Below are 23,645 nucleotides of genomic sequence, written 5' to 3'. Positions count from 1 at the left end.
GGACAAGGGGGTCCGCCGCATCTGTGGAAAACCCTGTGCGGGAGGATCGCGAGCATGACAGCACTCGACCTCAACAGCCCCGTGGCCGTCGTCGGCACCGGCACCATGGGCCAGGGCATCGCCCAGGTCGCGCTGGTCGCGGGCCACCCCGTGCGGCTCTACGACACCCTCGCGGGCCGTGCCGACGCGGCGGCCGAAGCGATCGGCGCGCGCCTGGACCGGCTGGTCGAGAAGGGGCGGTTCAGCGGCGCCGACAGGGACGCCGCGCGCGAGCGGCTGCGACCCGCGCGGAGCCTCGACGAGCTTGCGGACTGCGCGCTCGTCGTGGAGGCGGTCCTCGAACAACTCGACGTCAAGCAGAAGCTGTTCCGCGATATCGAGGAGATCGTCGAGGACGACTGCCTGCTCGCCACCAACACCTCGTCCCTGTCCGTCACCGCCATCGGGGGCGCCCTGCGCAACCCCGGCCGTCTGGTCGGACTGCACTTCTTCAACCCCGCGCCGCTGCTGCCCCTCGTGGAGGTCGTCTCCGGGTACGCGACCGACTTCTCGTCGGCCACGCGCGCGTACGAGACGGCACGCGCCTGGGGGAAGACCCCGGTCGCCTGTGCCGACACCCCCGGCTTCATCGTCAACCGCATCGCGCGGCCCTTCTACGCCGAGGCCTTCGCGGTGTACGAGTCGCAGGCCGCCGATCCCGCCACCATCGACGCGGTCCTGCGCGAGTCCGGCGGCTTCAGGATGGGCGCCTTCGAGCTCACCGACCTGATCGGCCAGGACGTCAACGAGTCCGTCACGCACTCCGTGTGGCAGGCATTCTTCCAGGACCTGCGCTTCACCCCCTCGCTCGCGCAGCGGCGGCTCGTCGAGTCCGGCCGGCACGGCCGCAAGACCGGACACGGCTGGTACGACTACGGGGACGACGCCGAACGCCCCGAGCCCCACACCGCCGAGAAGGCGCAGCCGCCCGCCCACGTCGTCGTCGAGGGCGACCTCGGACCGGCCTGCGAGCTGCTCGCCCTGATCCGCGAGGCCGGCATCCAGGTCCGCGAGGACGAGGAGGACCACGGCAGCCGCCTGCTGCTGCCCAGCGGCGGCCAGCTGGTCCTCGCCGACGGCCAGACCTCGATCGAGTTCCGCGACGTCGTCTACTTCGACCTGGCGCTGGACTACCGGAGGGCCACCCGCATCGCCCTGTCCGCCTCACAGGACACCGCGCCCCAGACGGTCGCGGAGGCCATCGGCCTCTTCCAGGCGCTGGGCAAGGACGTCAGCGTCATCGGGGACGCCCCCGGCATGATCGTCGCCCGGACCGTGGCCCGCATCGTCGACCTGGCGCACGACGCCGTCGCCAAGGGAGTGGCCACCGAGGAGGACGTCGACACCGCGATGCGCCTGGGGGTCAACTACCCCCTGGGGCCCTTCGAGTGGTGCCGCAGGCTCGGCAGGACCTGGGCGCACGACCTCCTGGAGGAGCTGCACCTGCGCGAGCCCTCCGGCCGTTACGCCCCGTCGCTGGCGCTGTACCGCCACGGGCACGCCACCGAGAAGCGGGAGGGCACCTCATGACCACCGCCAAGCGCGACACGTACACCCCGGAGACACTGCTCTCCGTCGCCGTCCAGGTCTTCAACCAGCGCGGCTACGACGGCACCTCGATGGAGCACCTCTCCAAGGCGGCCGGCATCTCCAAGTCGTCGATCTACCACCATGTCGCGGGCAAGGAGGAGCTGCTGCGGCGAGCCGTCAGCCGTGCTCTCGACGGCCTCTTCGAGATCCTCGACGAGGAGCACGCGTGCGTGGGGCGCGCCGTGGAGCGCCTGGAGTACGTCGTACGGCGGATGGTCGAGGTGCTCACCGCCGAGCTGCCGTACGTGACCCTGCTGCTGCGCGTGCGCGGCAACACGGTCACCGAGCGGTGGGCCCTGGAGCGGCGCCGCGACTTCGACCACCGGGTGGCGGAGCTGCTGAAGGACGCGGCGGCCGACGGGGACGTGCGCAGCGACGTGGAGGTCCGGCTCGCGACCAGGCTCGTCTTCGGGATGATCAACTCGATCGTGGAGTGGTACCGGCCGGACGCGCGGGGCATGGGCGAGCGTGAGGTGGCCGACGCGGTCGTTCAGGTGGTCTTCGGGGGACTCAGGGCCGAGGGCTGATCTCAGCCCTCCGGCTCCAGGTCCTCCTCCTCGAAGACCAGCAGCGTCCGCGAGCTGAGCACCTCCGGGATCGCCTGGAGCCGGGTGAGGACCAGCTCGCGCAGCGCCCTGTTGTCAGGCGTGTGGACCAGCAGCAGCACGTCGAAATCACCGCCCACCAGCGCGATGTGGGAGGCCCCGGGGAGCACCCGCAGCTGCTCGCGCACCGTGCGCCAGGAGTTCTGCACGATCTTGAGGGTGATGTACGCGGAGGTGCCCTGTCCGGCGCGTTCGTGGTCGACGCGCGCCCCGAAGCCGCGGATCACGCCGTCCTCGATGAGGCGGTTGATCCGCGCGTAGGCATTGGCGCGGGACACGTGGACCCGTTCGGCCACGGAACGTATGGAGGCGCGGCCGTCCGCCTGGAGCATCTGCAGGATGTCCTGGTCGATCGCGTCGAGCGGACGGGCGGGCGGTGCGACGGCGCCGGCCCCCGGCGGCTCGGCCATTTGTTCAGGTGCCATGTCCCCCCGCCTCCCTACCATGGACGTACTGCGTCCATCTCAGGCTGTGCAGAACCGTTTGTCCACAGCCTGCGGCGGCCTGTAGCCAAAATGTGCCGACGACCGAACAATCGGTAGGTGAGGCGCATCACAACCGTGATGCGTCCCGAGCCGCTCCCACGAGGAGGTGCCGTCATGACGGTCATGGAGCAGCGAGGTGCTTACCGGCCCACGCCGCCGCCCGCCTGGCAGCCCCGCACCGACCCCGCGCCGCTGCTGCCCGACGCGCTGCCCCATCGCGTCCTCGGCACCGAAGCGGCCGCACAGGTCGACCCGGATCTGCTGCGCCGTCTGTACACGGAGCTGGTGCGAGGCCGCCGCTACAACACGCAGGCCACGGCTCTCACCAAGCAGGGCCGCCTCGCGGTCTACCCCTCCAGCACGGGCCAGGAGGCCTGTGAGGTCGCCGCCGCGCTCGTCCTGGAGGAGCGCGACTGGCTCTTCCCCAGCTACCGCGACACCCTCGCCGCCGTCGCCCGCGGCCTCGACCCCGTCCAGGCCCTGACCCTCCTGCGCGGCGACTGGCACACCGGGTACGACCCCCGCGAGCACCGCATCGCCCCCCTGTGCACCCCGCTCGCCACCCAGCTTCCGCACGCGGTGGGCCTCGCGCACGCCGCCCGTCTCAAGGGTGACGACGTGGTCGCGCTCGCCCTGGTGGGCGACGGCGGCACCAGCGAGGGCGACTTCCACGAGGCGCTGAACTTCGCCGCCGTGTGGCAGGCCCCGGTCGTCTTCCTCGTCCAGAACAACGGCTTCGCCATCTCCGTCCCGCTCGACAAGCAGACCGCGGCTCCGTCGCTGGCCCACAAGGCCGTCGGCTACGGAATGCCCGGACGCCTGGTCGACGGGAACGACGCGGCGGCCGTGCACGAGGTCCTGAGCGACGCCGTGCGCCACGCGCGCGCGGGCGGCGGCCCGACACTCGTCGAGGCCGTGACGTACCGCATCGAGGCCCATACGAACGCCGACGACGCCACCCGCTACCGCGGCGACTCCGAGGTCGAGACCTGGCGCGCGCACGACCCGATCGTGCTCCTGGAGCAGGAGCTGACCGAGCGCGGTCTCCTCGACGAGGAGGGAATACAGGCCGCCCGTGAGGCCGCCGAGACGATGGCCGCGGACCTGCGCGCCCGGATGAACCAGGACCCGGTGCTCGACCCCATGGACCTGTTCGCCCATGTGTATGCCGAGCCCACACCGCAACTGCGCGAACAGGAAGCACAGCTGCGTGCGGAGCTGGCGGCCGAGGCCGAGCCGGACTCCGCCGCCGGATCCGAGTCGGAAGGCAGGGGCCGATGACCACCGTCGCCCTCAAACCCGCCACCATGGCGCAGGCACTCACCCGCGCGCTGCGCGACGCCATGGCCGCCGACCCGAGCGTGCACGTCATGGGCGAGGACGTCGGCACCCTCGGCGGGGTCTTCCGCGTCACCGACGGGCTCGCCAAGGAGTTCGGCGAGGACCGCTGCACGGACACCCCGCTCGCCGAGGCCGGCATCCTCGGCACGGCCGTCGGCATGGCGATGTACGGGCTGCGGCCGGTCGTGGAGATGCAGTTCGACGCCTTCGCCTACCCGGCCTTCGAGCAGTTGATCTCGCACGTCGCGCGGATGCGCAACCGCACCCGCGGCGCCATGCCGCTGCCCCTGACCATCCGTGTCCCGTACGGCGGCGGAATCGGCGGCGTCGAGCACCACAGCGACTCCTCCGAGGCGTACTACATGGCGACTCCGGGGCTTCATGTCGTCACGCCCGCGACGGTCGCCGACGCCTACGGGCTGCTGCGCGCCTCCATCGCCTCCGACGATCCGGTCGTCTTCCTGGAACCCAAGCGGCTGTACTGGTCGAAGGACTCCTGGAACCCCGACGAGCCGCGGTCCGTGGAGCCGATAGGCCGTGCGGTGGTGCGCCGGCCGGGCCGCAGCGCCACGCTCATCACCTATGGGCCGTCCGTGCCCGTCTGCCTGGAGGCCGCCGAGGCCGCGCGGGCCGAGGGCTGGGACCTCGAGGTCGTCGATCTGCGCTCCCTCGTCCCCTTCGACGACGAGACGGTGGCGGCGTCGGTGCGGCGGACCGGCCGCGCGGTCGTCGTGCACGAGTCGGGCGGTTACGGCGGCCCCGGCGGGGAGATAGCGGCCCGGGTGAGCGAGCGATGTTTCCACCACCTGGAGGCGCCGGTGCTGCGCGTGGCCGGGTTCGACATCCCGTATCCGCCGCCGATGCTGGAGCGGCACCATCTGCCCGGCGTCGACCGGATCCTGGACGCCGTGGCGCGTCTGCAGTGGGAGGCGGGCAACTGATGGCCCAGGTGCTGGAGTTCAAGCTCCCCGATCTCGGAGAGGGCCTCACGGAGGCGGAGATCGTCCGCTGGCTCGTGGAGGTCGGTGACGTCGTCGCCGTCGACCAGCCCGTCGTGGAGGTCGAGACCGCCAAGGCGATGGTCGAGGTCCCGTGTCCCTACGGGGGTGTGGTCACAGCCCGCTTCGGCGAGGAGGGCACGGAGCTGCCGGTCGGCTCCCCCCTGCTGACGGTCGCGGTCGGCGGCGACGCGCCTGTCTCCGGCGGCGCCGACGAAGGGTCCGGCAATGTGCTCGTGGGCTACGGCACGGGGGCGCCTGTGGCGCGGCGCAGGAGGGTGCGCACCAGCCCGGTCGCACCCGTAAGGCCCGCCGGGGGAGCGCTGTCGAACGGCGGCTCCACGGCCGCGGCCCGGGGAGCGGACGGTACGCCCGGACCGCTCGGCACGGGCCGGGGCCCCGGCGCCCGGACGGCGGCGTCGGATCGCACCGACGCACGGGGACTGACGGACGGTCGAGGGCACGGGAACGCGGGGGCACGGGCGACCGGTCCCGTCCCCGTCATCTCCCCGCTGGTGCGCAGGATCGCCCGGGAGAACGGCCTGGACCTGAGGGAACTGACGGGCTCCGGCCCCGACGGACTGATCCTGCGGGCGGACGTGGAGCACGCGTCGCGCTCGGCCGGGGGCACCACCCGGCAGCCGGAGACCCTCGCGGTCCCCCGCCCGCCCGGTACCACCCCCGCCGCGGCGGCGGACGGCACCAGGGTTCCCCTGCGCGGCATCCGCGGCGCCGTCGCCGACAAGCTCTCCCGCAGCCGGCACGAGATCCCCGACGCGACCTGCTGGGTGGACGCCGACGCGACCGAACTCCTCGCCGCCCGCGCGGCGATGAACGCGGCCGGCGGTCCGAAGATCTCCCTGCTCGCGCTGCTGGCCCGGATCTGCACCGCCGCGCTGGCCCGCCACCCTGAACTCAACTCGACCGTCGACATGGAAGCCCGCGAGATCGTCCGGCTCGGCCACGTCCACCTCGGCTTCGCGGCACAGACCGAACGCGGCCTCGTCGTCCCCGTCGTCCGGGACGCGCACACCCGCGACGCGCAGTCGCTGAGCGCCGAGTTCGCCCGGCTGACCGAGGCCGCTCGGACGGGGACCCTGACCCCCGGCGACCTCACGGGCGGCACCTTCACGCTGAACAACTACGGGGTGTTCGGCGTCGACGGCTCCACGCCGATCATCAACCACCCCGAGGCGGCCATGCTCGGCGTCGGCCGGATCATCCCCAAACCCTGGGTGCACCAGGGCGAGCTGGCGGTGCGACAGGTCGTCCAGCTCTCGCTGACCTTCGACCACCGGGTGTGCGACGGCGGCACGGCGGGCGGCTTCCTGCGGTACGTGGCGGACTGCGTCGAACAGCCGGCGGTGCTCCTGCGTTCCCTGTGATCGCCCCGGCCCGCATACTCGGGGAATGACCGCGTACGAGCCACCGGGCACCGCCGCCCCGTACGACGCCGACCCCTACGACGCCGTCGTGCTCGCGGGTGGTGCGGCCCGGCGGCTGGGCGGCGCGGACAAACCCGGGGTGCGGGTGGGCGGGCGCCCGTTGCTCGACCGGGTGCTCGCCGCCTGTGCCGCGGCCACCACCACGGTGGTCGTGGCCGAGCCCAGAGCCACCGCGCGCCCCGTGCGATGGGCGCGCGAGGAGCCGCCCGGCGGGGGGCCGCTGGCCGCGCTCGACGCCGGACTGCGCCGCACGTCGGCGGCGGACGTCGTGGTGCTCTCCGCCGACCTTCCGTTCCTGGACGAGGAGACGGTGGGACGCCTGCTGGACACCCTGCGGGGGAGCGACGGCCCGCGCGGCCCGGGGCACCCCGACGGTGTACTGCTCAGCGACCCCGAGGGCCGCGACCAGCCGCTCGTGGCCGCGTACCGCGCGGGAGCCCTGCGCCGGGAGCTGGCCGCGCTCGCCGCCGCGCACGGCGGACTCACCGGCCTGCCGCTGCGACGGCTCACCGCCGCGCTGGATCTCACCCGCATCTCCGACCCCGTCGCGTCCTTCGACTGCGACACCTGGGACGACATCGCCGCCGCCCGGTCACGTATCAGGGAGCATGGGCACGTGTTGGATGAATGGATTTCCGCAGTCAAGGACGAGCTGGGCATCGATCTGGACGTCGACACCGGCGTCCTGCTCGATCTGGCCCGCGACGCCGCGCACGGAGTGGCGCGGCCCGCGGCACCGCTGACCACGTTCCTCGTGGGATACGCGGCCGCGCGGGCCGGGGGAGGCCCGGAGGCCGTGGCCGAGGCCGCCCGCAAGGCCGGGGCGCTGGCGCTGCGCTGGGCCGACGAGGACACCCCCGGGGACACTCCCGGCGCCGAGCCCGGAACAGGATCCGGTGTCGAGCCCGGAACAGGATCCGGCGCCGAACCCGGATCTCACGCCCCCACGCCCTCCGCCGCCGAACCCGGCTCCGACGCCGCCCCGGACGCCTGATGACCTCGCCGGGCGCCCGCGTCGGCCGGGACACCGACGACTTCGACGTGGAGGAGGCCCTGGCCTTGGTCAAGGACCCCCGACGCTCGGCGGACCCCGGGCGAGGCCACGGCGACGCCGCGGCCCGCACACCCGCGCTCGCGCCCGAGACCGAGATCCCCCCGCACACCACGCGCAGCGAGCGCGGCGGACAGCACAACGCCACCCCCTGGCCCGGCGCCCGTACCATCGCCGAACGGGCGGCCCGTGCAGTGCCGCGCCGCGCTCCCGTCTCCGTCCCCCTGGACGCCGCCCTGGGCCTGGTGACCGCCGCGCCGCTCACGGCGCTCACGGACCTGCCGTCCTTCGACACCTCCGCGATGGACGGCTGGGCGGTGGCCGGCCCCGGCCCCTGGGACGTCCGTGAGGAGGGCGTCCTCGCGGGCCACGCGAAGCCGGAGCACCTCACCGACGGCGAGGCGGTGCGCATCGCCACCGGCGCACGCGTGCCGCGGGACGCCACCGCAGTCCTGCGCAGCGAACACGGACGCATCGACGACAAGGGGCGGCTGCACGCGACCCTCCCCGGAGACCTCGGCTCCGGGCGGCCCGGAGGAACGCCCTCGGTCGTGCACGGGCAGGACATCCGGCCGCGCGGCCAGGAATGCCGCAGCGGCGACCAGCTTCTGCCCACCGGCGCGCTGGTGACTCCCGCCGTGCTCGGCCTCGCCGCGGCCGCCGGATACGACACCCTCGCCGTCATCCCCCGCGCACGCGTCGAAGTCCTCGTCCTCGGTGACGAGTTGCTCACCAAGGGACTCCCCCAGGAGGGCCTGATCCGGGACGCGCTCGGCCCGATGCTGCCGCCCTGGCTGCGCGCGCTCGGGGCCGACGTCGTGGCCGTGCGCAGACTGGGCGACGACGCCAAAGCCCTGCACAAGGCGATCACCGGCTCCGGCGCCGACCTGATCGTCACGACCGGCGGCACCGCCGCGGGCCCCCTCGACCACGTACATCCCACCCTGAGCCGTCTCGGCGCCCCTCTCCTCGTCGACGGGGTCGAGGTACGACCCGGCCACCCCATGCTGCTGGCCCGCACCAAGGAGAACCAGCATCTCGTCGGCCTGCCCGGCAACCCCCTGGCGGCCATCTCCGGCCTGCTCACACTCGCCGAGCCGCTCCTGCGCATCCTGGCGGGGCGGGTGGCGCCGGAGCCGTACACGCTGCCCGTCAGGGACGGTGTGCACGGGCACCCCTACGACACCCGGCTCATCCCCGTCACCCTCCACGGCGATCAGGCGGTTCCGCTGCGCTACAACGGTCCGGCCATGCTGCGCGGCATCGCCGCCGCCGATGCCCTCGCGATCGTTCCACCCGGTGGCGCCCGCCCCGGGCAGGAGCTGGAACTCCTCGATCTGCCCTGGGCGTTGGCCGGCGGCGGTACCTGCTCCGCATGAGCCAGGGCGCCGGCCGGAGTCGGCTCATGCTCCGGGCAGTGGGAGGGATCGGGGCGTGTTTCACGTGAAACGTCCGCACGGTGCCCGGACCGTCCGGGAGGGATGACGGCTGAACCGGCGGTTGGCCGTGCGGCCGAACCGGCGGCCTGTCACCACTCGTCGTGGATCACCCGGAAGCTGCCCACGACGCCGTCGTCACCGAACATGGCACCGGCGATCAGTGCGTCGGTCCCGAACGCGTCTCCGTTGACGGGACTGGTCACGACGCCGTGGGTGGCACCGTGGGGGCCGACGGTGGCCACCGGGGAGCCGCCGTTGCAGTTGAACCCGCGGTAGACCTCGACGGTCCTCCGGCTGTCGTTGTAGATGCTGAAGCTGTTGGCGCCCAGCCCGCTGGCGGCGGCGATGCAGCCCTCGATGGAGCCGGAGTACGTCCGCTCGTTGAAGTAGATGTACCCGGGCCCCTCGTGGTCCGAGCCGCGGCCTCCGCGGTCGCCGCCTTCGCGATCGCCGCCCTCGCCGCCCTCACCCTTGTTCCTGCTCGCGACGCCGCCGTCGAGGGGAGGCGTGGCGGGGACGGCCTTCTTGGCGGACGGTGCCGCCTTCTGGACGGGCGGCGCCGCCTTCTGGACGGAGGAGACCGCCCGCTGGACGGCCGGGGCGGCCTGCGTGGACTCGGTGGGCGAGGCGTAGGTGATGCCGGTGGTGGCGAAGGCCGCTGCGCCTACGGCGGCGGCCACGGCGAAAGTACGCGTGGGCATGGGACTTCTCTCTGCCTCGGAGATGTCGGCCGGACAGCCGACCTGCGTTGAACGTACTAATGCCTGCAATAGCTGTCATATCGGGCATGTCCAACGTGTGATGTCGGGGGACCGGACGGGTGCAAAAGCAGAACGCGCCGCATACCACGACAGAGAGGGGTATCTGGTGTGTCGTCAGCGTGTCCCGGCCGGTCAACTGCTCGGAAGGCCCTGCCTGATGCTGATCACCCGGTCCCCGGCCTGAAGGACCGCGGCCTGCGGGTCGGTGTAGTCCAACACCCGCTTGCGCCGTACGACGGCGACGACGAGATCGGAACACTCGCGAGGAGAGCGGCCCACCTCGTCCTCGGCCACCGCGCGTTCGACGAGATCGAGTCCGCTGCCGTGGGTCATCAGGTCCTCCAGGGTGTCGGCCGCGTGCGGGCTGGCCACGGACACGCCGAGGAGACGGCCGGCCGAACTGGAACTCGTGACCACCGTGTCCGCCCCGCTCTGTCTGATCAGGGGGACGTTCTCGTCCTCCCGGACCGCGACGACGAGAGTCGCCCGCTTGTTGAGCTGGCGCGCGGTGAGCGTGACCAGTGCCGCGGTGTCGTCGCGCTGCGGGGCGACGATGACGCGTGCGGCCGTCTGCAACTCGGCCTTGCGAAGGGTGTCGGTGCGTGTCGCGTCCCCGAGCACGGCCACGAGCCCGTCGTTGCCTGCGGCCTCGACCGCCTTGCGCTGCGGATCGACGACGACGATGTGGTCCTTCGCCATGCCCTGGCCCAGCAGTGACTCGACGGCGTGCCTCCCCTTGGTGCCGTATCCGACGACCACGACGTGATCCCGCATACGCGAACGCCACCGGTGGACGCGCACCTGCTGGCGGGTGCGTTCCGTCAGGACCTCGAGCGTGGTGCCGACCAGGATGATCAGGAACAACACGCGCAGCGGCGTGATGACGAGGATGTTGGTGAGCCGGGCGGCGTCGCTCACCGGGGTGATGTCGCCGTACCCGGTGGTCGAGAGGGTGACGGTGGCGTAGTACGCGGCGTCCAGGAAGTCGACGCGGCCGTCCGCGTTGTCGTTGTAGCCGTCACGGTCGACCCAGACGAGAAGCGTCGTCACGGCCAGCACCAACAGCGCCATGGCCAGTCGCCGCAGAACCTGCTGGAGCGGTGGCAGCGCCTTCTCGGCGGGCATGGTGATGGAGCGTCCGGCTTCGGCGTCCTCCCTGGCCTCGCCCCGCGACCGGTACCAGAGGGATCGGAGGATCGAGAACCTCTCGGGTCTGGGGAGAGGCTGCTTCTCGTGGTTCATGGCTTGCCCCCTGCGGCGTTGATCCGGTCGGTCAGCACGGTGACCATGGTCCCGGACGAACGTCCCCCGGCAGGCAGTCCACGGAATCCGGCACGCGGTCCGCGGAATCCGGCACGCCGCTCCCCCTTCCCGGCAGGACGCGACCTCGCCCCCGACCGCCCCGACCGCGCGTACGACCGCGACCGGAACCGCCGGAAGGCGAGCCGGGCGCCCTCGGGAGGAACGCGGGCTCGCCGTCCCGTCGGCAGTGGCGTCGCACCCGTTGGCAGTACCGTCGGCACCGTCGCCAGGTTCATGGGGCGCGTTCGGAAGACTGCTGGAGGGGGCGGGCCTTGAGGGACCACACGGTTGTCGTCGGCTTCGGGACCAAGGGGCGGTCGGCGGTGCAGACCGTCTGTGCCACGGGGCTGAGGAAGGAACAGGTCGTGGTCGTCGACCCCAGCTCCGAGGCGGTCGACGCGGCGACGGCCGACGGATACACGGGGGTCGTCGGGGACGCGACCCGCAGCGACGTGCTGGTGCGGGCCGAGGTCCAGAAGGCGCGGCAGATCATCATCGCGACCCAGCGCGACGACACGGCCGTGCTGGTCACGCTGACCGCCCGGCAGCTCAACCGCCAGGCGAAGATCGTCGCCGCGGTGCGCGAGGAGGAGAACGCGCCGCTGCTGCGCCAGTCGGGCGCCGACGCCGTCATCACCAGCGCCAGCGCGGCGGGACGGCTCCTCGGACTCTCCGTGCTCAGCCCCAGCGCGGGCCTGGTCATGGAGGACCTCATCCAGCAGGGCAGCGGGCTCGAGATCGTCGAACGTCCGGTCATAAAGGCCGAGGTGGGCAAGGGCGTACGCGAGACCGACGACCTGGTGGTGAGCGTCGTACGGGGGCATCGCGTGCTGGGCTACGACGATCCGGCCGTCGGGACGCTCCAGCTGACCGACCGGCTCATCACGATCGTGCGGGTCGCTCCGCGTCCAGCGGTGGCGCCGGGCACCCGTTCCCTCCCGCAGGAGTAGCGTCGCCCTCATGTACGCGATCACGATTCCTGAACCTGGTGGGCCCGAGGCGCTGGTGTGGGACGAGGTCCCGGACCCCGTGCCCGGCGAGGGCGAAGTTCTCGTCGAGGTGGTGGCGAGCGCGGTCAACCGCGCCGACCTGATGCAGCGGCAGGGCTTCTACGACCCGCCGCCCGGAGCGTCCCCCTACCCCGGCCTCGAATGCGCGGGACGCATCGTCGAGACCGGGCCCGGTGTCTCGGGCTGGGCCGTCGGTGACGAGGTGTGCGCGCTGCTCTCGGGCGGCGGGTACGCCGAGAAGGTCGTCGTCCCGGCCGCACAGCTGCTGCCCGTGCCCGACGGCCTGGAACTCAAGCAGGCGGCGGCACTGCCCGAGGTGGCCTGCACCGTGTGGTCGAACGTCTTCATGATCTCCCACTTGCGTCCGGGCGAGACCCTGCTCCTGCACGGCGGCACCAGCGGCATCGGCACCATGGGGATCCAGCTCGCCAAGGCCGTGGGCGCGAAGGTCGCCGTCACGGCGGGAACCAAGGACAAACTCGACTTCTGCGCCGAGCTCGGCGCGGACATCCTGATCAACTACCGCGAGCAGGACTTCGTCGAGGAGATCGAGCGGGCCACGGACGGGGCGGGGGCCGACGTCATCCTCGACAACATGGGCGCCAAGTACCTCGACCGCAACGTGCGGGCCCTCGCCGTCAACGGACGGCTCGCGATCATCGGTCTGCAGGGCGGTGCCAAGGGCGAACTGAACATCGGCGCGCTCCTCGTCAAGCGGGCCGCCGTCAGCGCGACCTCGCTGCGCGCCCGTCCGCTCGGTGAGAAGGCGGCGATCGTGGCGGCCGTACGCGAGCACGTGTGGCCGTTGATCGACTCCGGTCACGTGCGCCCGGTGGTCGACCGCGAGCTGCCGATGAGCGAGGCCGCCGCGGCGCACCGGATCCTCGAGGAGAGCGGCCACATCGGCAAGGTGCTGCTCATCGCTCCCTGACGCGTGCCTACCGTCGCCCGCGCTCACGGGGGCCGGCGACGGCGGGCGTGGCGGGGTGGGCCGGTCAGCCGCGCCGCAGGCGCAGGGCGACGAAGGCCATCCCCAGCCCGAGGCCGATGAGGATCAGACCGCCGCCCAGGGGCAGGATCCGGAACGTCGGCCGTGCCGGCGCGGTGCCGGGGCCGACGACGTGCTGCTCGGCGGGGACGGCCGCGTTCTGCGGCGGCCCGGTGGTGACGTCTCCCGTCCCGCCCACGCTGTCCTGCGGGGTGCCGGATCCGGTGTCCTCCTGGGCGGGGTCCCGGTCGGTGTACGTCGGGGCGGTGTCCTCGTCGTTCTCACCCTCCCGCTGGTTCCTCTCCTCGCGTCCCGGCCGCACCCGGCCCGCTCCCGCGTCGCTTCCCGCGCGGGAGTCCTCAGCGGCCGGTGTGGGCCCGGCGGCCTCCGCGACGGACGGCGCGTGGGCGTGGTCGTGCGCCGATCCGGGGGAGGATCCGAGGGCCGAGGCGGCGGCCGAGACGGATGGCGTGCGCGAGGGCGTGCGCGACGGTGAGCGCGAGGGCGGGGCGGATCGCGAGGGCGGGGCGGATGGCGAGCGGGGCGGGGAGGCGGTCGGCCGACGGGACGGTGCGGACGTCGGCCGGCGGGACGGGGACGCGGACGGCCGGCGGGACGGAGACGCGGACGGCCGTCGGGACGGAGACGCGGAGGACGAAGCGGGCGGCGAGGTGGCCGGTGGCGCGGAGGACGCGGCCGCGTACGAGGCGGCCCAGAAGGGGGATGCCACGGTGGTCGCCAAGATCAGCAGCAATATCAGCCCGCGGGGTGGGCCGAGCCATGGAGTCACGCCGGTGACCCCCTCCCGGTAGAGGAGTCCCATGATCATTGGGGCAAGCCTCACATGAGGCCCTCTTCCCGGCATCTCGACGGTGACCGGCCGGGTGGATCACTCTGTGCGGGGGGCGCCACCGTGATGAGGTGGAGGGGTGCGAGACAATGGCGGCATGGAGATGCCGAGGAACGAAAGGTCGCCGGAGAACCCCCAGATCCTGGTCGTGGGCCAGGACGGAATGGCTCTCGGTGGCACCGGTGACGAGGACTCCCGCGAGGTCCCGGTGACAGAGATGGTCGAACAGCCAGCCAAGGTCATGCGCATCGGGAGCATGATCAAGCAACTCCTCGAAGAGGTGCGCGCCGCGCCCCTGGACGAGGCGAGCCGGGTCCGGCTCAAGGAGATCCACGCCAGCTCCGTGAAGGAGCTGGAGGACGGCCTGGCACCCGAACTGGTCGAGGAACTGGAACGGCTCTCACTGCCCTTCACCCACGACGCGACCCCCAGCGACGCCGAGCTGCGGATCGCGCAGGCCCAGCTGGTGGGCTGGCTCGAAGGTCTCTTCCACGGAATCCAGACGACCCTGTTCGCGCAGCAGATGGCGGCCAGGGCACAGCTGGAGCAGATGCGCCGTGCCCTTCCGCCGGGCGTCGGCGGCATGGAAGGCGACGAGGATCCGCGCACGGGCGGCCGGTCGGGCGGCCCGTACCTGTAGGTCCCGGCGGCACCGCGGGGCCGGAATCGGGCGACGGCACGGACACGGCGGGCCCGGCACGGAAGTGCCGGGCCCGTTTCCTGCTTTTGGCCGTCGAGCGGGTGGTCACCCGTCGTCGGCGACCGGTGGCACCGATCGGCGGGTACCGGTCGTCACCGGCCGTTCAGGACGGGTCGCCGGTCGAGACCTTCAGCTCGATGTCGGGCATGTCCTTCGGGTCGACGTCCGTTCCGGCGCTGGGGAACTGCTCCATGACCGTGCCCTCGCCGTACGTGTTCTCGTCGACGGGGGTCTCCTTCATCCGCCAGCCCGCGGCCTGGAAGCAGGACTTGACCGACTTGATGTACCGGTAGGTGAAGTCCGGGACCTGGATCTTGTCCGGGTCGTCGTACGACTCCTGCGGATCCGTGCACTTCTCCGTGTCGATCGTCTTCCCGGTGTCCGGACCCCGGTGGCTCGCCACCACGGACGGCGGCGTGCTCGTGCCGCCGCCCCCCTTGTCGTCGCTGCCGCCGCCGTTCATCGAGAGGGCGGTGAGCAGGCCGCCGACCGCGACGATCGCGACGATGATCGACCCGACGACGACCCCCTTGTTGCTCCTGCGGGCCCCCGGACCGCCCGGGGCGGACGTCCCGTGCTGGGGCGCGAGGTTGTACGGCGGCGGGGTCGGCACACCGTGCTGCTGGGCGTACGGCGTGGTCTGCGGGGCCGGCTGGTAGCCGCCCTGCTGGGGATAGCCGTACGCCGGGGAGGCCGTGGGGGGCGGGGTCGGCGCGCCGTAGGGGCCCGGCTGGTACGGGGTCTGCACGGGACCCGGTGTCGGCATCGACGACTGGTCGACCGGCGGGAAGACGGCGGCGCCCACGCCCGCGCCGCTCGACGTCCTGGCGCCGGGGACGATGCTCGGCGGGACGGCCTGGAGCGACTGGGCCACGCGCAGGCACTCGTCGCGCATCGCCTCGGCGCTCGGGAAGCGCTCGTTCGGGTTCTTCCTCAGTGCTCGGGCGACCAGCGCGTCCACGGCCGGCGGCAGCGAGCGGTTGACCGAGGAGGGCGCGACCGGCTCCTCCTGGACGTGCGCGTACGCGATGGCCAGCGGTGAGTCCGCCTCGAACGGCAGCCGTCCGGTGACCAGTTGGAACAGCATGATGCCGACCGAGTACAGGTCGGAGCGGGCGTCCACGCCCCTGCCGAGCGCCTGCTCGGGAGAGAGGTACTGCGGGGTGCCGACGACCATGCCGGTCTGCGTCATGGAGGTGACGCCGGACTGCATGGCGCGGGCGATGCCGAAGTCCATGACCTTGACGACGTTGCGCTTGGTCATCATGACGTTGCCCGGCTTGATGTCCCGGTGGACCAGGCCCATCTCGTGGCTGATCTCCAGGGCGGCCAGCACGTCCGCGGTGATCTTCAGGGCCTTGTCGGCGGGCATGGCGCCGTACTGCTGGATGTCCGCGTCGAGGACCGAGCCGAGCGGCTTGCCCTCGATGTACTCCATGACGATGTACGGCGTCGTCATGCCGTTGAGGTTGTCCTCGCCGGTGTCGAAGACCGAGACGATGTTCGTGTGCGTGAGCTTGGCCACCGACTGGGCCTCGCGGCGGAAACGCTCGCGGAAGGCCTGCTCACGGCCGAGCTCCGTGTGGAGCGTCTTGATCGCCACCTGGCGGTCGAGCACCGAGTCGTACGCGAGATGCACCGAGGCCATGCCGCCCTCGCCGAGCAGATCGCGCAGCTGGTAGCGGCCGCCGGCGACCGCGCGCCCCGCGTACCGGCCCTGTGCGCCGTCCTGGCTCATGTTCTGCGTCCCCCATCGGCACGGCGGCAGCGTCGGCTGGTTGCTCCCGCGGTCCGTGATCGATTGACTGTGATCGAATCGATCGACTGTGATCACCGGTGCTCCGGTGATCGATTGGCTGATTCCCGGCCAAGTCTGCCCGAGGGCGGTGACACGTCAAGCTCGGTGCCCGTTCCGTGACCGTACGCGAAAGAAGCGTCGCGGAAGCGTTACAGGTGCCGTACGGGCGGTACACAGGATTTGCGCGCGGGTACCCGGGGCGGGTTGGATGACCGGTCCATCTCGATCCCATCTCGGACCGGCACCCCGCGCCGAGCCTGTAGCGTGGCTCGACGGAGACCGTAACAACCACCGCGCAGACCGCGGGCAGAAACGACGGCGAGGACTGATGGCACAGCAGCAGCGCGCTCAGGGCCCGTCCGACCCCGAGGCGACTGGCGGCGGTATGTCAGATGCGCCGGAGATGTGGGGTAACGGCGGACTTGTGGGGGATGGCCGGTATCGGTTGACCCACAGACTAGGCCGGGGCGGCATGGCCGAGGTGTTCGCGGCCGAGGACGTGCGTCTCGGGCGCACCGTCGCGGTCAAACTGCTCCGCTCGGACCTGGCCGAGGACCCCGTCTCGAAGGCCCGCTTCACGCGCGAGGCCCAGTCGGTGGCCGGACTCAACCACCACGCCGTCGTCGCCGTGTACGACTCCGGCGAGGACGTGGTCGGGCACGGGGTCGTCCCGTACATCGTGATGGAGCTGGTCGAGGGCCGCACCATCCGTGACCTGCTCATCAACGCCGAGGCCCCCGGGCCCGAGCAGGCGCTGATCATCGTCTCGGGTGTGCTGGAGGCGCTGGCCTACTCGCACCAGCACGGCATCGTGCACCGCGACATCAAGCCGGCCAACGTGATCATCACGCAGACCGGTGCCGTGAAGGTGATGGACTTCGGCATCGCGCGCGCCCTGCACGGCGCGCAGTCGACGATGACCCAGACCGGCATGGTCATGGGCACCCCGCAGTACCTCTCCCCGGAGCAGGCGCTCGGCAAGGCCGTCGACCACCGCTCCGACCTGTACGCGACCGGCTGCCTGCTCTACGAACTCCTCGCGCTGCGGCCGCCGTTCACCGGTGAGACGCCGTTGTCGGTGGTCTACCAGCACGTCCAGGACATCCCGGTCCCGCCGTCCGAGGTCGCGGCGGCGGCGCCGCCGGAGCTCGACGGACTGGTCATGCGCTCGCTCGCGAAGGAGCCGGACGACCGGTTCCAGACCGCCGAGGAGATGCGCGGGCTCGTCCAGTACGGCCTCCAGATGCTGTACGACCAGGGCGGACACACCGGCACCTGGAACACCGGGCCGGTCACCGTGCACGAGGGCCTGCACACCCCGGCGTCGGGCTTCGCGGGCACGACCGCGCTGCCGCACCCGGGCGACTCCGGCACGACGCAGATCCCGGCGCCGATCATCCCGCCGTACGGCGGCGGGGACGACGGCGGATTCGAGGGGCACGGCAACGGGGGCGGCGGCCGCGGCAAGCTGTGGATCCTCGCGGTGCTCGCGGTGATCGCGATCGCCGCGGGTGTCGCGCTCGCGCTCAACCACAACGGTGGCGGCGGCACCGGCGGCACCGGTACGACCCAGTCGCCCGCGGCCACGCCGTCCGACAAGGGCGACGAGACCAGCGCGAGCCCGAGCGACGACTCGACGGACACCTCGACGGACAGTTCCACGGACAACGGCACGGGCTCGGACCCGGGTTCGCACTACACGCCGTCGGACACCCCGTCCGAGAGCTACAGCAGCCGGCCCACGGACGAGCCGTCCGACGAGCCCTCGGACACCCCGACGAAGTCGACGCCCTCGCAACCGTCGAACGAGCCGAGCAGCGACGCGCCGGTGTCTCCGGACCCCACCGGAGACGGCGGCGGCGACACCCAGGGCGACACCGCGAATCCTTGAGGGGATCCGACCGAAACGCCCCCCACGCGCGCGTGAGGCCCGGAGACGGGCGCCACGCGCGCGTGGGCGTCTCCGGGCCTGTGGAGCGCTCTCGGGGGGTGTCCTGGCCGTCTCCCGGCGTGTTCCCGGGGTGCCATCCGGCCGCGGATCAGCCCGTGAACGCCTCGCACACCGCGTCGTACTCCCGCGTCCACCACACCGCCAGCGCCGAGGCGGCCGGGAACTGGGGGTCGGCACGGGTGTCGCCGCGCTCGTAGTGCCAGCGCAGCATCCAGAAGTCGTTGAGACGCTCCCACCACACGCGGTGCACGGCGGCCGCCAGTTCGGCGGGCCCCGCGCCCGCCGCGCGCCGGTACGCGCGCGCGTAGGCCCGCACCTTGGCCAGGTCGAGCGCGCCGACCGGGCGCACGAAGAAGATCATCGCGGCGCGTACGGCCTCCTCGGCGCGGGGGTGGACGCCCAGCCGGTCCCAGTCGACGATCGCGGCCGGTTCGCCGTCGCGGTAGAGCAGGTTGAACGGGTGGAAGTCGCCGTGCACCCAGCCCACCGAGCCGCCCTGCGGAGGCCGCCGGTCGGCGTGTTTCTCCAGGAGGGCGCGCCGTTCCAGGAGCCGGTGCCGGGCCAGTTCGTCGAAGGCGTCCGGCGGGCGGTGGCTGCGCACCCTGGCGAGCAGGCGGTCGATGAGCGCGAAGGTGTCGGCGGGATCGGCGCCCCGGGCCGGGTCGGTGCCCTCACGGGCGCGGGCTGCGGTGCTCCCGGTGGGACCGGCGCCCTCCGCCCCCTCCGGCGCCACCCGGGCCCTGTCCCGTGGCCCCCGGCCCCTGTCCGGCGTCCCCTCGGGCGTCGTCCCGGCCGGCTCGTGGGTGTTTCCCTTCAGCGACTGGTCCTCGGCCTGGTCCTCGGCCTGGTCCTCGGCCTGGTCCTCGGCCCGGTCCTGGTCCTGGCCGGGCCCGGCGTCGGCGGCCGGTTTCGCCGGGGCGCGTCCCTGTGTCGCCATCACCCGCTCCATCACCCGTTCCAGACTCGCGTGGACGACCCCGAGGAGGGCCCCCAGCCGGGCGCACTGCGCCGTGGTGAGCTGACCGCCGTGCCGGTGCCCGCCGTCGATCCAGGGGTGCAGCGCGTACGCGTGGCCCCCGACGACGGCGACCGTGCGCCCGTCGGTGCCGGCCAGCGGCGGGGCGACGGGAACGCCGAGATCCGCGAGACGCTGGGTCGCCCGGTGCTGGCGGGCGATCGCGGCGGGGTCGGCCGTCTCGGGGTCGAAATGGTGCTTGAGGAAATAGCGGCCGTGTGTGGTGCGCAGCCGGTAGCCCCGGTTGAGCAGCCCCTGTTCGACGGGGTCGCAGGTCAGCGCGGACCCGGCGGCGTACTGGCGGAGGAGGGCGCCCAGAGGGGGCGCGTGAATCACAGGAATGGGTACGGATGAGCGCGGCACGCGCCAGATGCTAGGGCACCCCGCACGCCCCTGACCTGCGTTTGTCACACACAGTCATCTTTGATCACGAGATGGTCACAGGATGTGCTGGAACTGCCGTTCCGGGCCATCGTCCGTGGAGTGCACGGTGCAGAACTGGGGTGTGACGCCCAGATAGACCGGGTCGAAGCGTTCGCCGTCCACGAGGCGCGGGGCGGGTCCGAAACGCTCCCGCTCGGCGGCGGTCGGCTCGACCGCCTCGCACCGGCCCACGATCTGCACGGACCACAGGCTCTCGCCGGGCCGCGCGGAACCCAGGTTGTCGGTGCCGTAGGCGATGACGCCGCCGACGCACGCCTGGTGGCTTCCGCAGCCCCGGTGCATGCGCAGCAGCACGCGCCCCTCCACCACGATGTGGCGGGCCGACGCGAGCAGGGGCAGCGCGTGCCGGCTGGCGGCGACGCGACCGTGATCGGTGCGGCGCATCAGGTCCACGGCGAGCTGTTCGTCGGTGGGCATCCTTCAAATCTTCGGCATCCGAACGGGCCGGACAAGAGCCGCCCGTCCCGGGAGAAGGGGCCATAGGTCCCGGACGGACCCGCGGGCCCCGCTCCCGCGCCGACCCGGGTTCGTCAGCGGTGCTGCTTCTCCGCCTGGATGCGTGCCACATAGGCGGCCGCCTGGGAGCGTCGTTCCATGCCCAGCTTGGACAGCAGGCTCGACACATAGTTCTTGATCGTCTTCTCGGCGAGATGCAGCCGCTCGCCTATCGCGCGGTTGGTCAGCCCCTCGCCGATCAGGTCGAGGATCCTGCGTTCCTGCTCGGTGAGGTGGGCGAGCCGGTCGTCGCCGCGGGGGCCGCCGTCGCGCAGCCGTTCCAGGACCCGGGCCGTGGCCTCCGGGTCGAGCAGGGACTTCCCGGCCGCGACATCGCGCACGGCCGCCAGCAGTTCACCACCGCGGATCGCCTTCAGCACATAGCCCGACGCACCCGCCATGATCGCGTCGAAGAGCGCCTCGTCATCGGCGTAGGAGGTCAGCATCAGGCATTTGACGGACTCGTCGGCGGACCGGATCTCGCGGCAGACCTCCACGCCGCTGCCGTCCGGGAGCCGCACGTCGAGCACCGCGACGTCCGGATGCGTGGCCGGGATCCGTACCAGCGCGTCGGCCGCCGTCCCGGCCTCGCCGACCACTTCGATGCCGTCCTCCACGGAGAGCAACTCGTGGACCCCGCGTCGCACCACCTCGTGGTCATCGACGAGAAATACGGTAATTTTTCCGTTTTCGGGCACAAAGTAAGTGTCACACACCACCCTCGGCCCCGTGGAAGTCCACTCTTCCCGTGCCCGGGGTGGCCGGGATAACGTGCCGGTGTTCCGGCCCCCTGCAAGGCTGCGACCAGTGCTGTGACCAGCAACTGTTCCCGACCCGCGCGAACTACTTGGAAATCCGACTAAAAAGTACTTGGAAATCCAAGCAAAAACGCAGGTCAGGAGGGGTTTCACAGAAATGTGGAGCACTGGGTAACGTGACCGATGCAGGGCGCTCGCCGGGGCACCTGTCACGCCTGTTCCGGCCGAGTGGCACCCACCCCGTGCACGGGTACTGGAACGGCGAGCCGCTCCCTCGAGCTCTCGACGAGCAAGAGGGAACCCAGCCACCCGGCAACCCCGGGGGCCGGACCGACGGAGGAGCACACGTGACCGTGGAGAGCACTGCCGCGCGCAAGCCGCGACGCAGCGCCGGTACGACCGCTGCGAAAAGCGGCGCCAGTACGGCCGGTTCAAAGACCGCCGCGAGCAGGACGGCAGCCGGCAAGGGCACCGGCGCGGCCGGCAAGAAGTCACCGGGTACTTCGGGCGCGGACCCCGAACTCGTCCAGCTGCTGACGCCGGAGGGCGAGCGGGTCGCGGACGCCACGTACGACCCGTACGTCGCCGACATCACCCCGGAGGAGCTGCGCGGCCTGTACCGGGACATGGTGCTGAGCCGCCGCTTCGACGCCGAGGCCACCTCTCTGCAGCGCCAGGGCGAGCTGGGCCTGTGGGCCTCGATGCTCGGCCAGGAGGCCGCCCAGATCGGTTCGGGCCGCGCCACCCGTGACGACGACTACGTCTTCCCGACCTACCGCGAGCACGGCGTCGCCTGGTGCCGCGGGGTCGACCCGACCAACCTGCTCGGCATGTTCCGGGGTGTGAACAACGGCGGCTGGGACCCGAACGGCAACAACTTCCACCTGTACACGATCGTCATCGGCTCGCAGACGCTGCACGCCACCGGCTACGCCATGGGCATCGCCAAGGACGGCGCGGACTCGGCCGTGATCGCGTACTTCGGGGACGGCGCCTCCAGCCAGGGCGACGTCGCCGAATCGTTCACCTTCTCCGCGGTCTACAACGCGCCCGTCGTGTTCTTCTGCCAGAACAACCAGTGGGCGATCTCCGAGCCCACCGAGAAGCAGACCCGCGTCCCGCTCTACCAGCGCGCGCAGGGCTACGGCTTCCCGGGCGTCCGCGTCGACGGCAACGACGTCCTGGCCTGCCTGGCCGTGACGAAGTGGGCGCTGGAGCGGGCCCGCCGCGGCGAGGGACCCACGCTCGTCGAGGCGTACACGTACCGCATGGGCGCGCACACCACCTCCGACGACCCGACCAAGTACCGGGCGGACGAGGAGCGCGAGTCCTGGGAGGCGAAGGACCCGATCCTGCGCCTTCGCGCGTACCTGGAGGCCTCGAACCACGCGGACGAGGGATTCTTCGCGGAACTCGAGGTCGAGAGCGAGACGTTGGGCAAACGAGTACGCGAAGTCGTCCGGGCCATGCCGGACCCCGACCACCTCGCGATCTTCGAGAACGTGTACGCGGACGGGCACGCGCTCGTCGACGAGGAGCGAGCCCAGTTCGCCGCCTACCAGGCGTCGTTCGCGGACGAAGGGGAGGGCAAGTAGCGATGGCTGCGGAAAAGATGGCGCTGGCCAAGGCGATCAACGAGTCGCTGCGCACGGCCCTCGACGCCGACCCCAAGGTCCTGATCATGGGTGAGGACGTCGGCAAGCTCGGCGGTGTCTTCCGGGTCACGGACGGCCTCCAGAAGGACTTCGGCGAGGACCGGGTCATCGACACCCCGCTCGCCGAGTCGGGCATCGTCGGCACGGCGATCGGCCTCGCCCTGCGGGGCTACCGCCCGGTGGTGGAGATCCAGTTCGACGGATTCGTCTTCCCGGCGTACGACCAGATCGTCACGCAGCTCGCGAAGATGCACGCGCGGGCGCTCGGCAAGATCAAGCTCCCCGTCGTCATCCGTATCCCCTACGGCGGCGGCATCGGCGCGGTGGAGCACCACTCCGAGTCCCCCGAGGCGCTCTTCGCGCACGTCGCGGGCCTCAAGGTGGTCTCCCCGTCGAACGCGAGCGACGCCTACTGGATGATGCAGCAGGCCATCCAGAGCGACGACCCGGTGATCTTCTTCGAGCCCAAGCGGCGCTACTGGGACAAGGGCGAGGTCAACACCGACGCCATCCCCGGCCCGCTGCACAAGGCGGTCGTGGCCCGCGAGGGCAGCGACCTGACGCTCGCCGCGTACGGCCCGATGGTGAAGGTCTGCCTGGAGGCCGCGGCGGCCGCCCAGGAGGAGGGCAAGTCGATCGAGGTCCTGGACCTGCGCTCGATGTCGCCCATCGACTTCGACTCCGTCCAGACCTCGGTGGAGAAGACCCGCCACCTGGTCGTGGTGCACGAGGCCCCGGTGTTCCTGGGCACGGGCGCGGAGATCGCCGCCCGCATCACGGAGCGGTGCTTCTACCACCTGGAGGCACCCGTCCTGCGGGTCGGGGGCTACCACGCCCCCTATCCGCCGGCACGCCTGGAGGACGAGTACCTTCCGGGCCTCGACCGGGTGCTCGACGCCGTCGACCGCTCGCTGGCGTACTGAGG

The 23,645-nt window shown here is 72.0% G+C and carries 21 protein-coding genes and 1 pseudogene; 13 read left to right on the top strand and 9 right to left on the bottom strand.

Translation table 11 applies throughout. The features are described from left to right. The first annotated feature begins 54 nt into the window (after nucleotides 1-54). Together ACFVTC_RS25010 and ACFVTC_RS25005 are read left to right on the top strand one after the other, a co-directional pair. The gene (locus ACFVTC_RS25010) at nucleotides 55-1,569 is read left to right on the top strand and encodes a 3-hydroxyacyl-CoA dehydrogenase (RefSeq protein ID WP_390130481.1); all 1,515 of its coding nucleotides are present in this window, start codon (nucleotides 55-57) and stop codon (nucleotides 1,567-1,569) included. After that, nucleotides 1,566-2,156 carry a TetR/AcrR family transcriptional regulator gene (locus tag ACFVTC_RS25005; RefSeq protein ID WP_390130479.1) on the top strand — a complete coding sequence of 197 codons (591 nt, stop codon included), beginning with the start codon at nucleotides 1,566-1,568 and terminating at the stop codon, nucleotides 2,154-2,156. Before ACFVTC_RS25010 ends, ACFVTC_RS25005 begins: the two co-directional genes overlap by 4 nt. Nucleotides 2,157-2,158: 2 nt before the next feature. Here ACFVTC_RS25005 and ACFVTC_RS25000 read toward each other — a convergent pair whose 3' ends face one another. Further along, nucleotides 2,159-2,659: an Lrp/AsnC family transcriptional regulator gene (locus ACFVTC_RS25000; protein WP_194280624.1), complete on the bottom strand. Its 501-nt coding sequence runs from the start codon at nucleotides 2,657-2,659 to the stop codon at nucleotides 2,159-2,161. Between the two features lie 174 nt (nucleotides 2,660-2,833). On the opposite strand from ACFVTC_RS25000, the gene pdhA (ACFVTC_RS24995) reads away from it, so the two are divergent. Genes pdhA (ACFVTC_RS24995) through ACFVTC_RS24975 form a run of 5 tightly spaced genes read left to right on the top strand, consistent with a single transcriptional unit; the run spans nucleotide 2,834 to nucleotide 8,933 of the window. Further along, the gene (gene pdhA / locus ACFVTC_RS24995; RefSeq protein WP_168529119.1) at nucleotides 2,834-4,000 is read left to right on the top strand and encodes a pyruvate dehydrogenase (acetyl-transferring) E1 component subunit alpha; all 1,167 of its coding nucleotides are present in this window, start codon (nucleotides 2,834-2,836) and stop codon (nucleotides 3,998-4,000) included. Beyond that, on the top strand, nucleotides 3,997-5,001 hold the full coding sequence (locus tag ACFVTC_RS24990; RefSeq protein ID WP_356271886.1) for an alpha-ketoacid dehydrogenase subunit beta: 1,005 nt from the start codon (nucleotides 3,997-3,999) through the stop codon (nucleotides 4,999-5,001). The genes pdhA (ACFVTC_RS24995) and ACFVTC_RS24990 overlap by 4 nt, the downstream gene beginning before the upstream one ends. Further along, nucleotides 5,001-6,443, top strand: a complete 1,443-nt coding sequence (locus ACFVTC_RS24985; protein WP_390130476.1) for a dihydrolipoamide acetyltransferase family protein — start codon at nucleotides 5,001-5,003, stop codon at nucleotides 6,441-6,443. The genes ACFVTC_RS24990 and ACFVTC_RS24985 overlap by 1 nt, the downstream gene beginning before the upstream one ends. A 25-nt stretch (nucleotides 6,444-6,468) precedes the next feature. Then, the gene (locus ACFVTC_RS24980; RefSeq protein WP_390130474.1) at nucleotides 6,469-7,497 is read left to right on the top strand and encodes an NTP transferase domain-containing protein; all 1,029 of its coding nucleotides are present in this window, start codon (nucleotides 6,469-6,471) and stop codon (nucleotides 7,495-7,497) included. Then, nucleotides 7,497-8,933 (top strand): molybdopterin molybdotransferase MoeA, encoded by a 1,437-nt coding sequence (locus tag ACFVTC_RS24975; RefSeq protein ID WP_390130473.1) that lies wholly within the window; start codon nucleotides 7,497-7,499, stop codon nucleotides 8,931-8,933. Before ACFVTC_RS24980 ends, ACFVTC_RS24975 begins: the two co-directional genes overlap by 1 nt. Nucleotides 8,934-9,082: 149 nt before the next feature. Here ACFVTC_RS24975 and ACFVTC_RS24970 read toward each other — a convergent pair whose 3' ends face one another. Together ACFVTC_RS24970 and ACFVTC_RS24965 are read right to left on the bottom strand one after the other, a co-directional pair. Next, nucleotides 9,083-9,694, bottom strand: a complete 612-nt coding sequence (locus ACFVTC_RS24970) for a hypothetical protein (protein ID WP_390130471.1) — start codon at nucleotides 9,692-9,694, stop codon at nucleotides 9,083-9,085. Between the two features lie 192 nt (nucleotides 9,695-9,886). Beyond that, on the bottom strand, nucleotides 9,887-10,996 hold the full coding sequence (locus tag ACFVTC_RS24965) for a potassium channel family protein (protein WP_390130469.1): 1,110 nt from the start codon (nucleotides 10,994-10,996) through the stop codon (nucleotides 9,887-9,889). A 236-nt stretch (nucleotides 10,997-11,232) separates the two neighbouring features. Between ACFVTC_RS24965 and ACFVTC_RS24960 the strand changes: the two are divergent. Together ACFVTC_RS24960 and ACFVTC_RS24955 are read left to right on the top strand one after the other, a co-directional pair. Then, nucleotides 11,233-12,006: pseudogene (locus ACFVTC_RS24960) on the top strand (potassium channel family protein); the annotation flags it as partial. Between the two features lie 10 nt (nucleotides 12,007-12,016). Further along, on the top strand, nucleotides 12,017-12,997 hold the full coding sequence (locus ACFVTC_RS24955) for an NAD(P)H-quinone oxidoreductase (protein ID WP_390130467.1): 981 nt from the start codon (nucleotides 12,017-12,019) through the stop codon (nucleotides 12,995-12,997). Between the two features lie 64 nt (nucleotides 12,998-13,061). On the opposite strand, the gene ACFVTC_RS24950 is transcribed toward ACFVTC_RS24955, so the two are convergent. Further along, nucleotides 13,062-13,376, bottom strand: a complete 315-nt coding sequence (locus tag ACFVTC_RS24950; protein ID WP_390130465.1) for a hypothetical protein — start codon at nucleotides 13,374-13,376, stop codon at nucleotides 13,062-13,064. A 37-nt stretch (nucleotides 13,377-13,413) separates the two neighbouring features. After that, entirely contained in the window at nucleotides 13,414-13,836 is a 423-nt protein-coding gene (locus ACFVTC_RS24945) for a hypothetical protein (RefSeq protein ID WP_390130463.1), read from the bottom strand. A 165-nt stretch (nucleotides 13,837-14,001) separates the two neighbouring features. On the opposite strand from ACFVTC_RS24945, the gene ACFVTC_RS24940 reads away from it, so the two are divergent. Continuing rightward, on the top strand, nucleotides 14,002-14,544 hold the full coding sequence (locus tag ACFVTC_RS24940; RefSeq protein WP_168529127.1) for a bacterial proteasome activator family protein: 543 nt from the start codon (nucleotides 14,002-14,004) through the stop codon (nucleotides 14,542-14,544). Between the two features lie 163 nt (nucleotides 14,545-14,707). Here the strand turns inward: ACFVTC_RS24940 and ACFVTC_RS24935 are convergent, their stop codons facing one another. Continuing rightward, entirely contained in the window at nucleotides 14,708-16,342 is a 1,635-nt protein-coding gene (locus tag ACFVTC_RS24935) for a protein kinase (protein WP_390130461.1), read from the bottom strand. A gap of 388 nt (nucleotides 16,343-16,730) precedes the next feature. Here ACFVTC_RS24935 and ACFVTC_RS24930 point away from each other — a divergent pair, with 388 nt between their 5' ends. Beyond that, nucleotides 16,731-18,293 (top strand): protein kinase, encoded by a 1,563-nt coding sequence (locus ACFVTC_RS24930; RefSeq protein WP_390130459.1) that lies wholly within the window; start codon nucleotides 16,731-16,733, stop codon nucleotides 18,291-18,293. A gap of 148 nt (nucleotides 18,294-18,441) precedes the next feature. Here the strand turns inward: ACFVTC_RS24930 and ACFVTC_RS24925 are convergent, their stop codons facing one another. The 3 genes from ACFVTC_RS24925 to ACFVTC_RS24915 all read right to left on the bottom strand — a co-directional run bounded on the left by ACFVTC_RS24925 (nucleotide 18,442) and on the right by ACFVTC_RS24915 (nucleotide 21,005). After that, entirely contained in the window at nucleotides 18,442-19,731 is a 1,290-nt protein-coding gene (locus tag ACFVTC_RS24925; protein ID WP_390130457.1) for a phosphotransferase, read from the bottom strand. Nucleotides 19,732-19,806: 75 nt separating this feature from the next. Beyond that, entirely contained in the window at nucleotides 19,807-20,229 is a 423-nt protein-coding gene (locus ACFVTC_RS24920; RefSeq protein WP_390130455.1) for a pyridoxamine 5'-phosphate oxidase family protein, read from the bottom strand. A 113-nt stretch (nucleotides 20,230-20,342) separates the two neighbouring features. Further along, nucleotides 20,343-21,005: a response regulator gene (locus ACFVTC_RS24915; RefSeq protein WP_390130454.1), complete on the bottom strand. Its 663-nt coding sequence runs from the start codon at nucleotides 21,003-21,005 to the stop codon at nucleotides 20,343-20,345. 407 nt (nucleotides 21,006-21,412) lie between these two features. On the opposite strand from ACFVTC_RS24915, the gene pdhA (ACFVTC_RS24910) reads away from it, so the two are divergent. Both pdhA (ACFVTC_RS24910) and ACFVTC_RS24905 read left to right on the top strand, forming a co-directional pair. Beyond that, on the top strand, nucleotides 21,413-22,660 hold the full coding sequence (gene pdhA, locus ACFVTC_RS24910; protein ID WP_390130453.1) for a pyruvate dehydrogenase (acetyl-transferring) E1 component subunit alpha: 1,248 nt from the start codon (nucleotides 21,413-21,415) through the stop codon (nucleotides 22,658-22,660). Between the two features lie 2 nt (nucleotides 22,661-22,662). Next, nucleotides 22,663-23,643, top strand: a complete 981-nt coding sequence (locus ACFVTC_RS24905) for an alpha-ketoacid dehydrogenase subunit beta (protein WP_390130451.1) — start codon at nucleotides 22,663-22,665, stop codon at nucleotides 23,641-23,643. The last annotated feature ends 2 nt before the right edge of the window (nucleotides 23,644-23,645 follow it).

It is taken from the genome of Streptomyces sp. NPDC057950, from assembly GCF_042887295.1.
GTDB classification, from domain to species: Bacteria; Actinomycetota; Actinomycetes; order Streptomycetales; family Streptomycetaceae; genus Streptomyces; species Streptomyces kaempferi.
This window is presented reverse-complemented; position numbering and strand designations above follow the sequence as displayed.

Bases quoted from the DNA above. Each gene is read 5' to 3' on its own strand.
- ACFVTC_RS25010 (WP_390130481.1), top strand. From the start codon at position 55: ATGACAGCACTCGACCTCAACAGCCCCGTGGCCGTCGTCGGCACCGGC.
- ACFVTC_RS25005 (WP_390130479.1), top strand. From the start codon at position 1,566: ATGACCACCGCCAAGCGCGACACGTACACCCCGGAGACACTGCTCTCC.
- ACFVTC_RS25000 (WP_194280624.1), bottom strand. From the start codon at position 2,659: ATGGCACCTGAACAAATGGCCGAGCCGCCGGGGGCCGGCGCCGTCGCA.
- pdhA (WP_168529119.1), top strand. From the start codon at position 2,834: ATGACGGTCATGGAGCAGCGAGGTGCTTACCGGCCCACGCCGCCGCCC.
- ACFVTC_RS24990 (WP_356271886.1), top strand. From the start codon at position 3,997: ATGACCACCGTCGCCCTCAAACCCGCCACCATGGCGCAGGCACTCACC.
- ACFVTC_RS24985 (WP_390130476.1), top strand. From the start codon at position 5,001: ATGGCCCAGGTGCTGGAGTTCAAGCTCCCCGATCTCGGAGAGGGCCTC.
- ACFVTC_RS24980 (WP_390130474.1), top strand. From the start codon at position 6,469: ATGACCGCGTACGAGCCACCGGGCACCGCCGCCCCGTACGACGCCGAC.
- ACFVTC_RS24975 (WP_390130473.1), top strand. From the start codon at position 7,497: ATGACCTCGCCGGGCGCCCGCGTCGGCCGGGACACCGACGACTTCGAC.
- ACFVTC_RS24970 (WP_390130471.1), bottom strand. From the start codon at position 9,694: ATGCCCACGCGTACTTTCGCCGTGGCCGCCGCCGTAGGCGCAGCGGCC.
- ACFVTC_RS24965 (WP_390130469.1), bottom strand. From the start codon at position 10,996: ATGAACCACGAGAAGCAGCCTCTCCCCAGACCCGAGAGGTTCTCGATC.
- ACFVTC_RS24955 (WP_390130467.1), top strand. From the start codon at position 12,017: ATGTACGCGATCACGATTCCTGAACCTGGTGGGCCCGAGGCGCTGGTG.
- ACFVTC_RS24945 (WP_390130463.1), bottom strand. From the start codon at position 13,836: ATGGCTCGGCCCACCCCGCGGGCTGATATTGCTGCTGATCTTGGCGAC.
- ACFVTC_RS24940 (WP_168529127.1), top strand. From the start codon at position 14,002: ATGGAGATGCCGAGGAACGAAAGGTCGCCGGAGAACCCCCAGATCCTG.
- ACFVTC_RS24935 (WP_390130461.1), bottom strand. From the start codon at position 16,342: ATGAGCCAGGACGGCGCACAGGGCCGGTACGCGGGGCGCGCGGTCGCC.
- ACFVTC_RS24930 (WP_390130459.1), top strand. From the start codon at position 16,731: ATGGCACAGCAGCAGCGCGCTCAGGGCCCGTCCGACCCCGAGGCGACT.
- ACFVTC_RS24920 (WP_390130455.1), bottom strand. From the start codon at position 20,229: ATGCCCACCGACGAACAGCTCGCCGTGGACCTGATGCGCCGCACCGAT.
- ACFVTC_RS24905 (WP_390130451.1), top strand. From the start codon at position 22,663: ATGGCTGCGGAAAAGATGGCGCTGGCCAAGGCGATCAACGAGTCGCTG.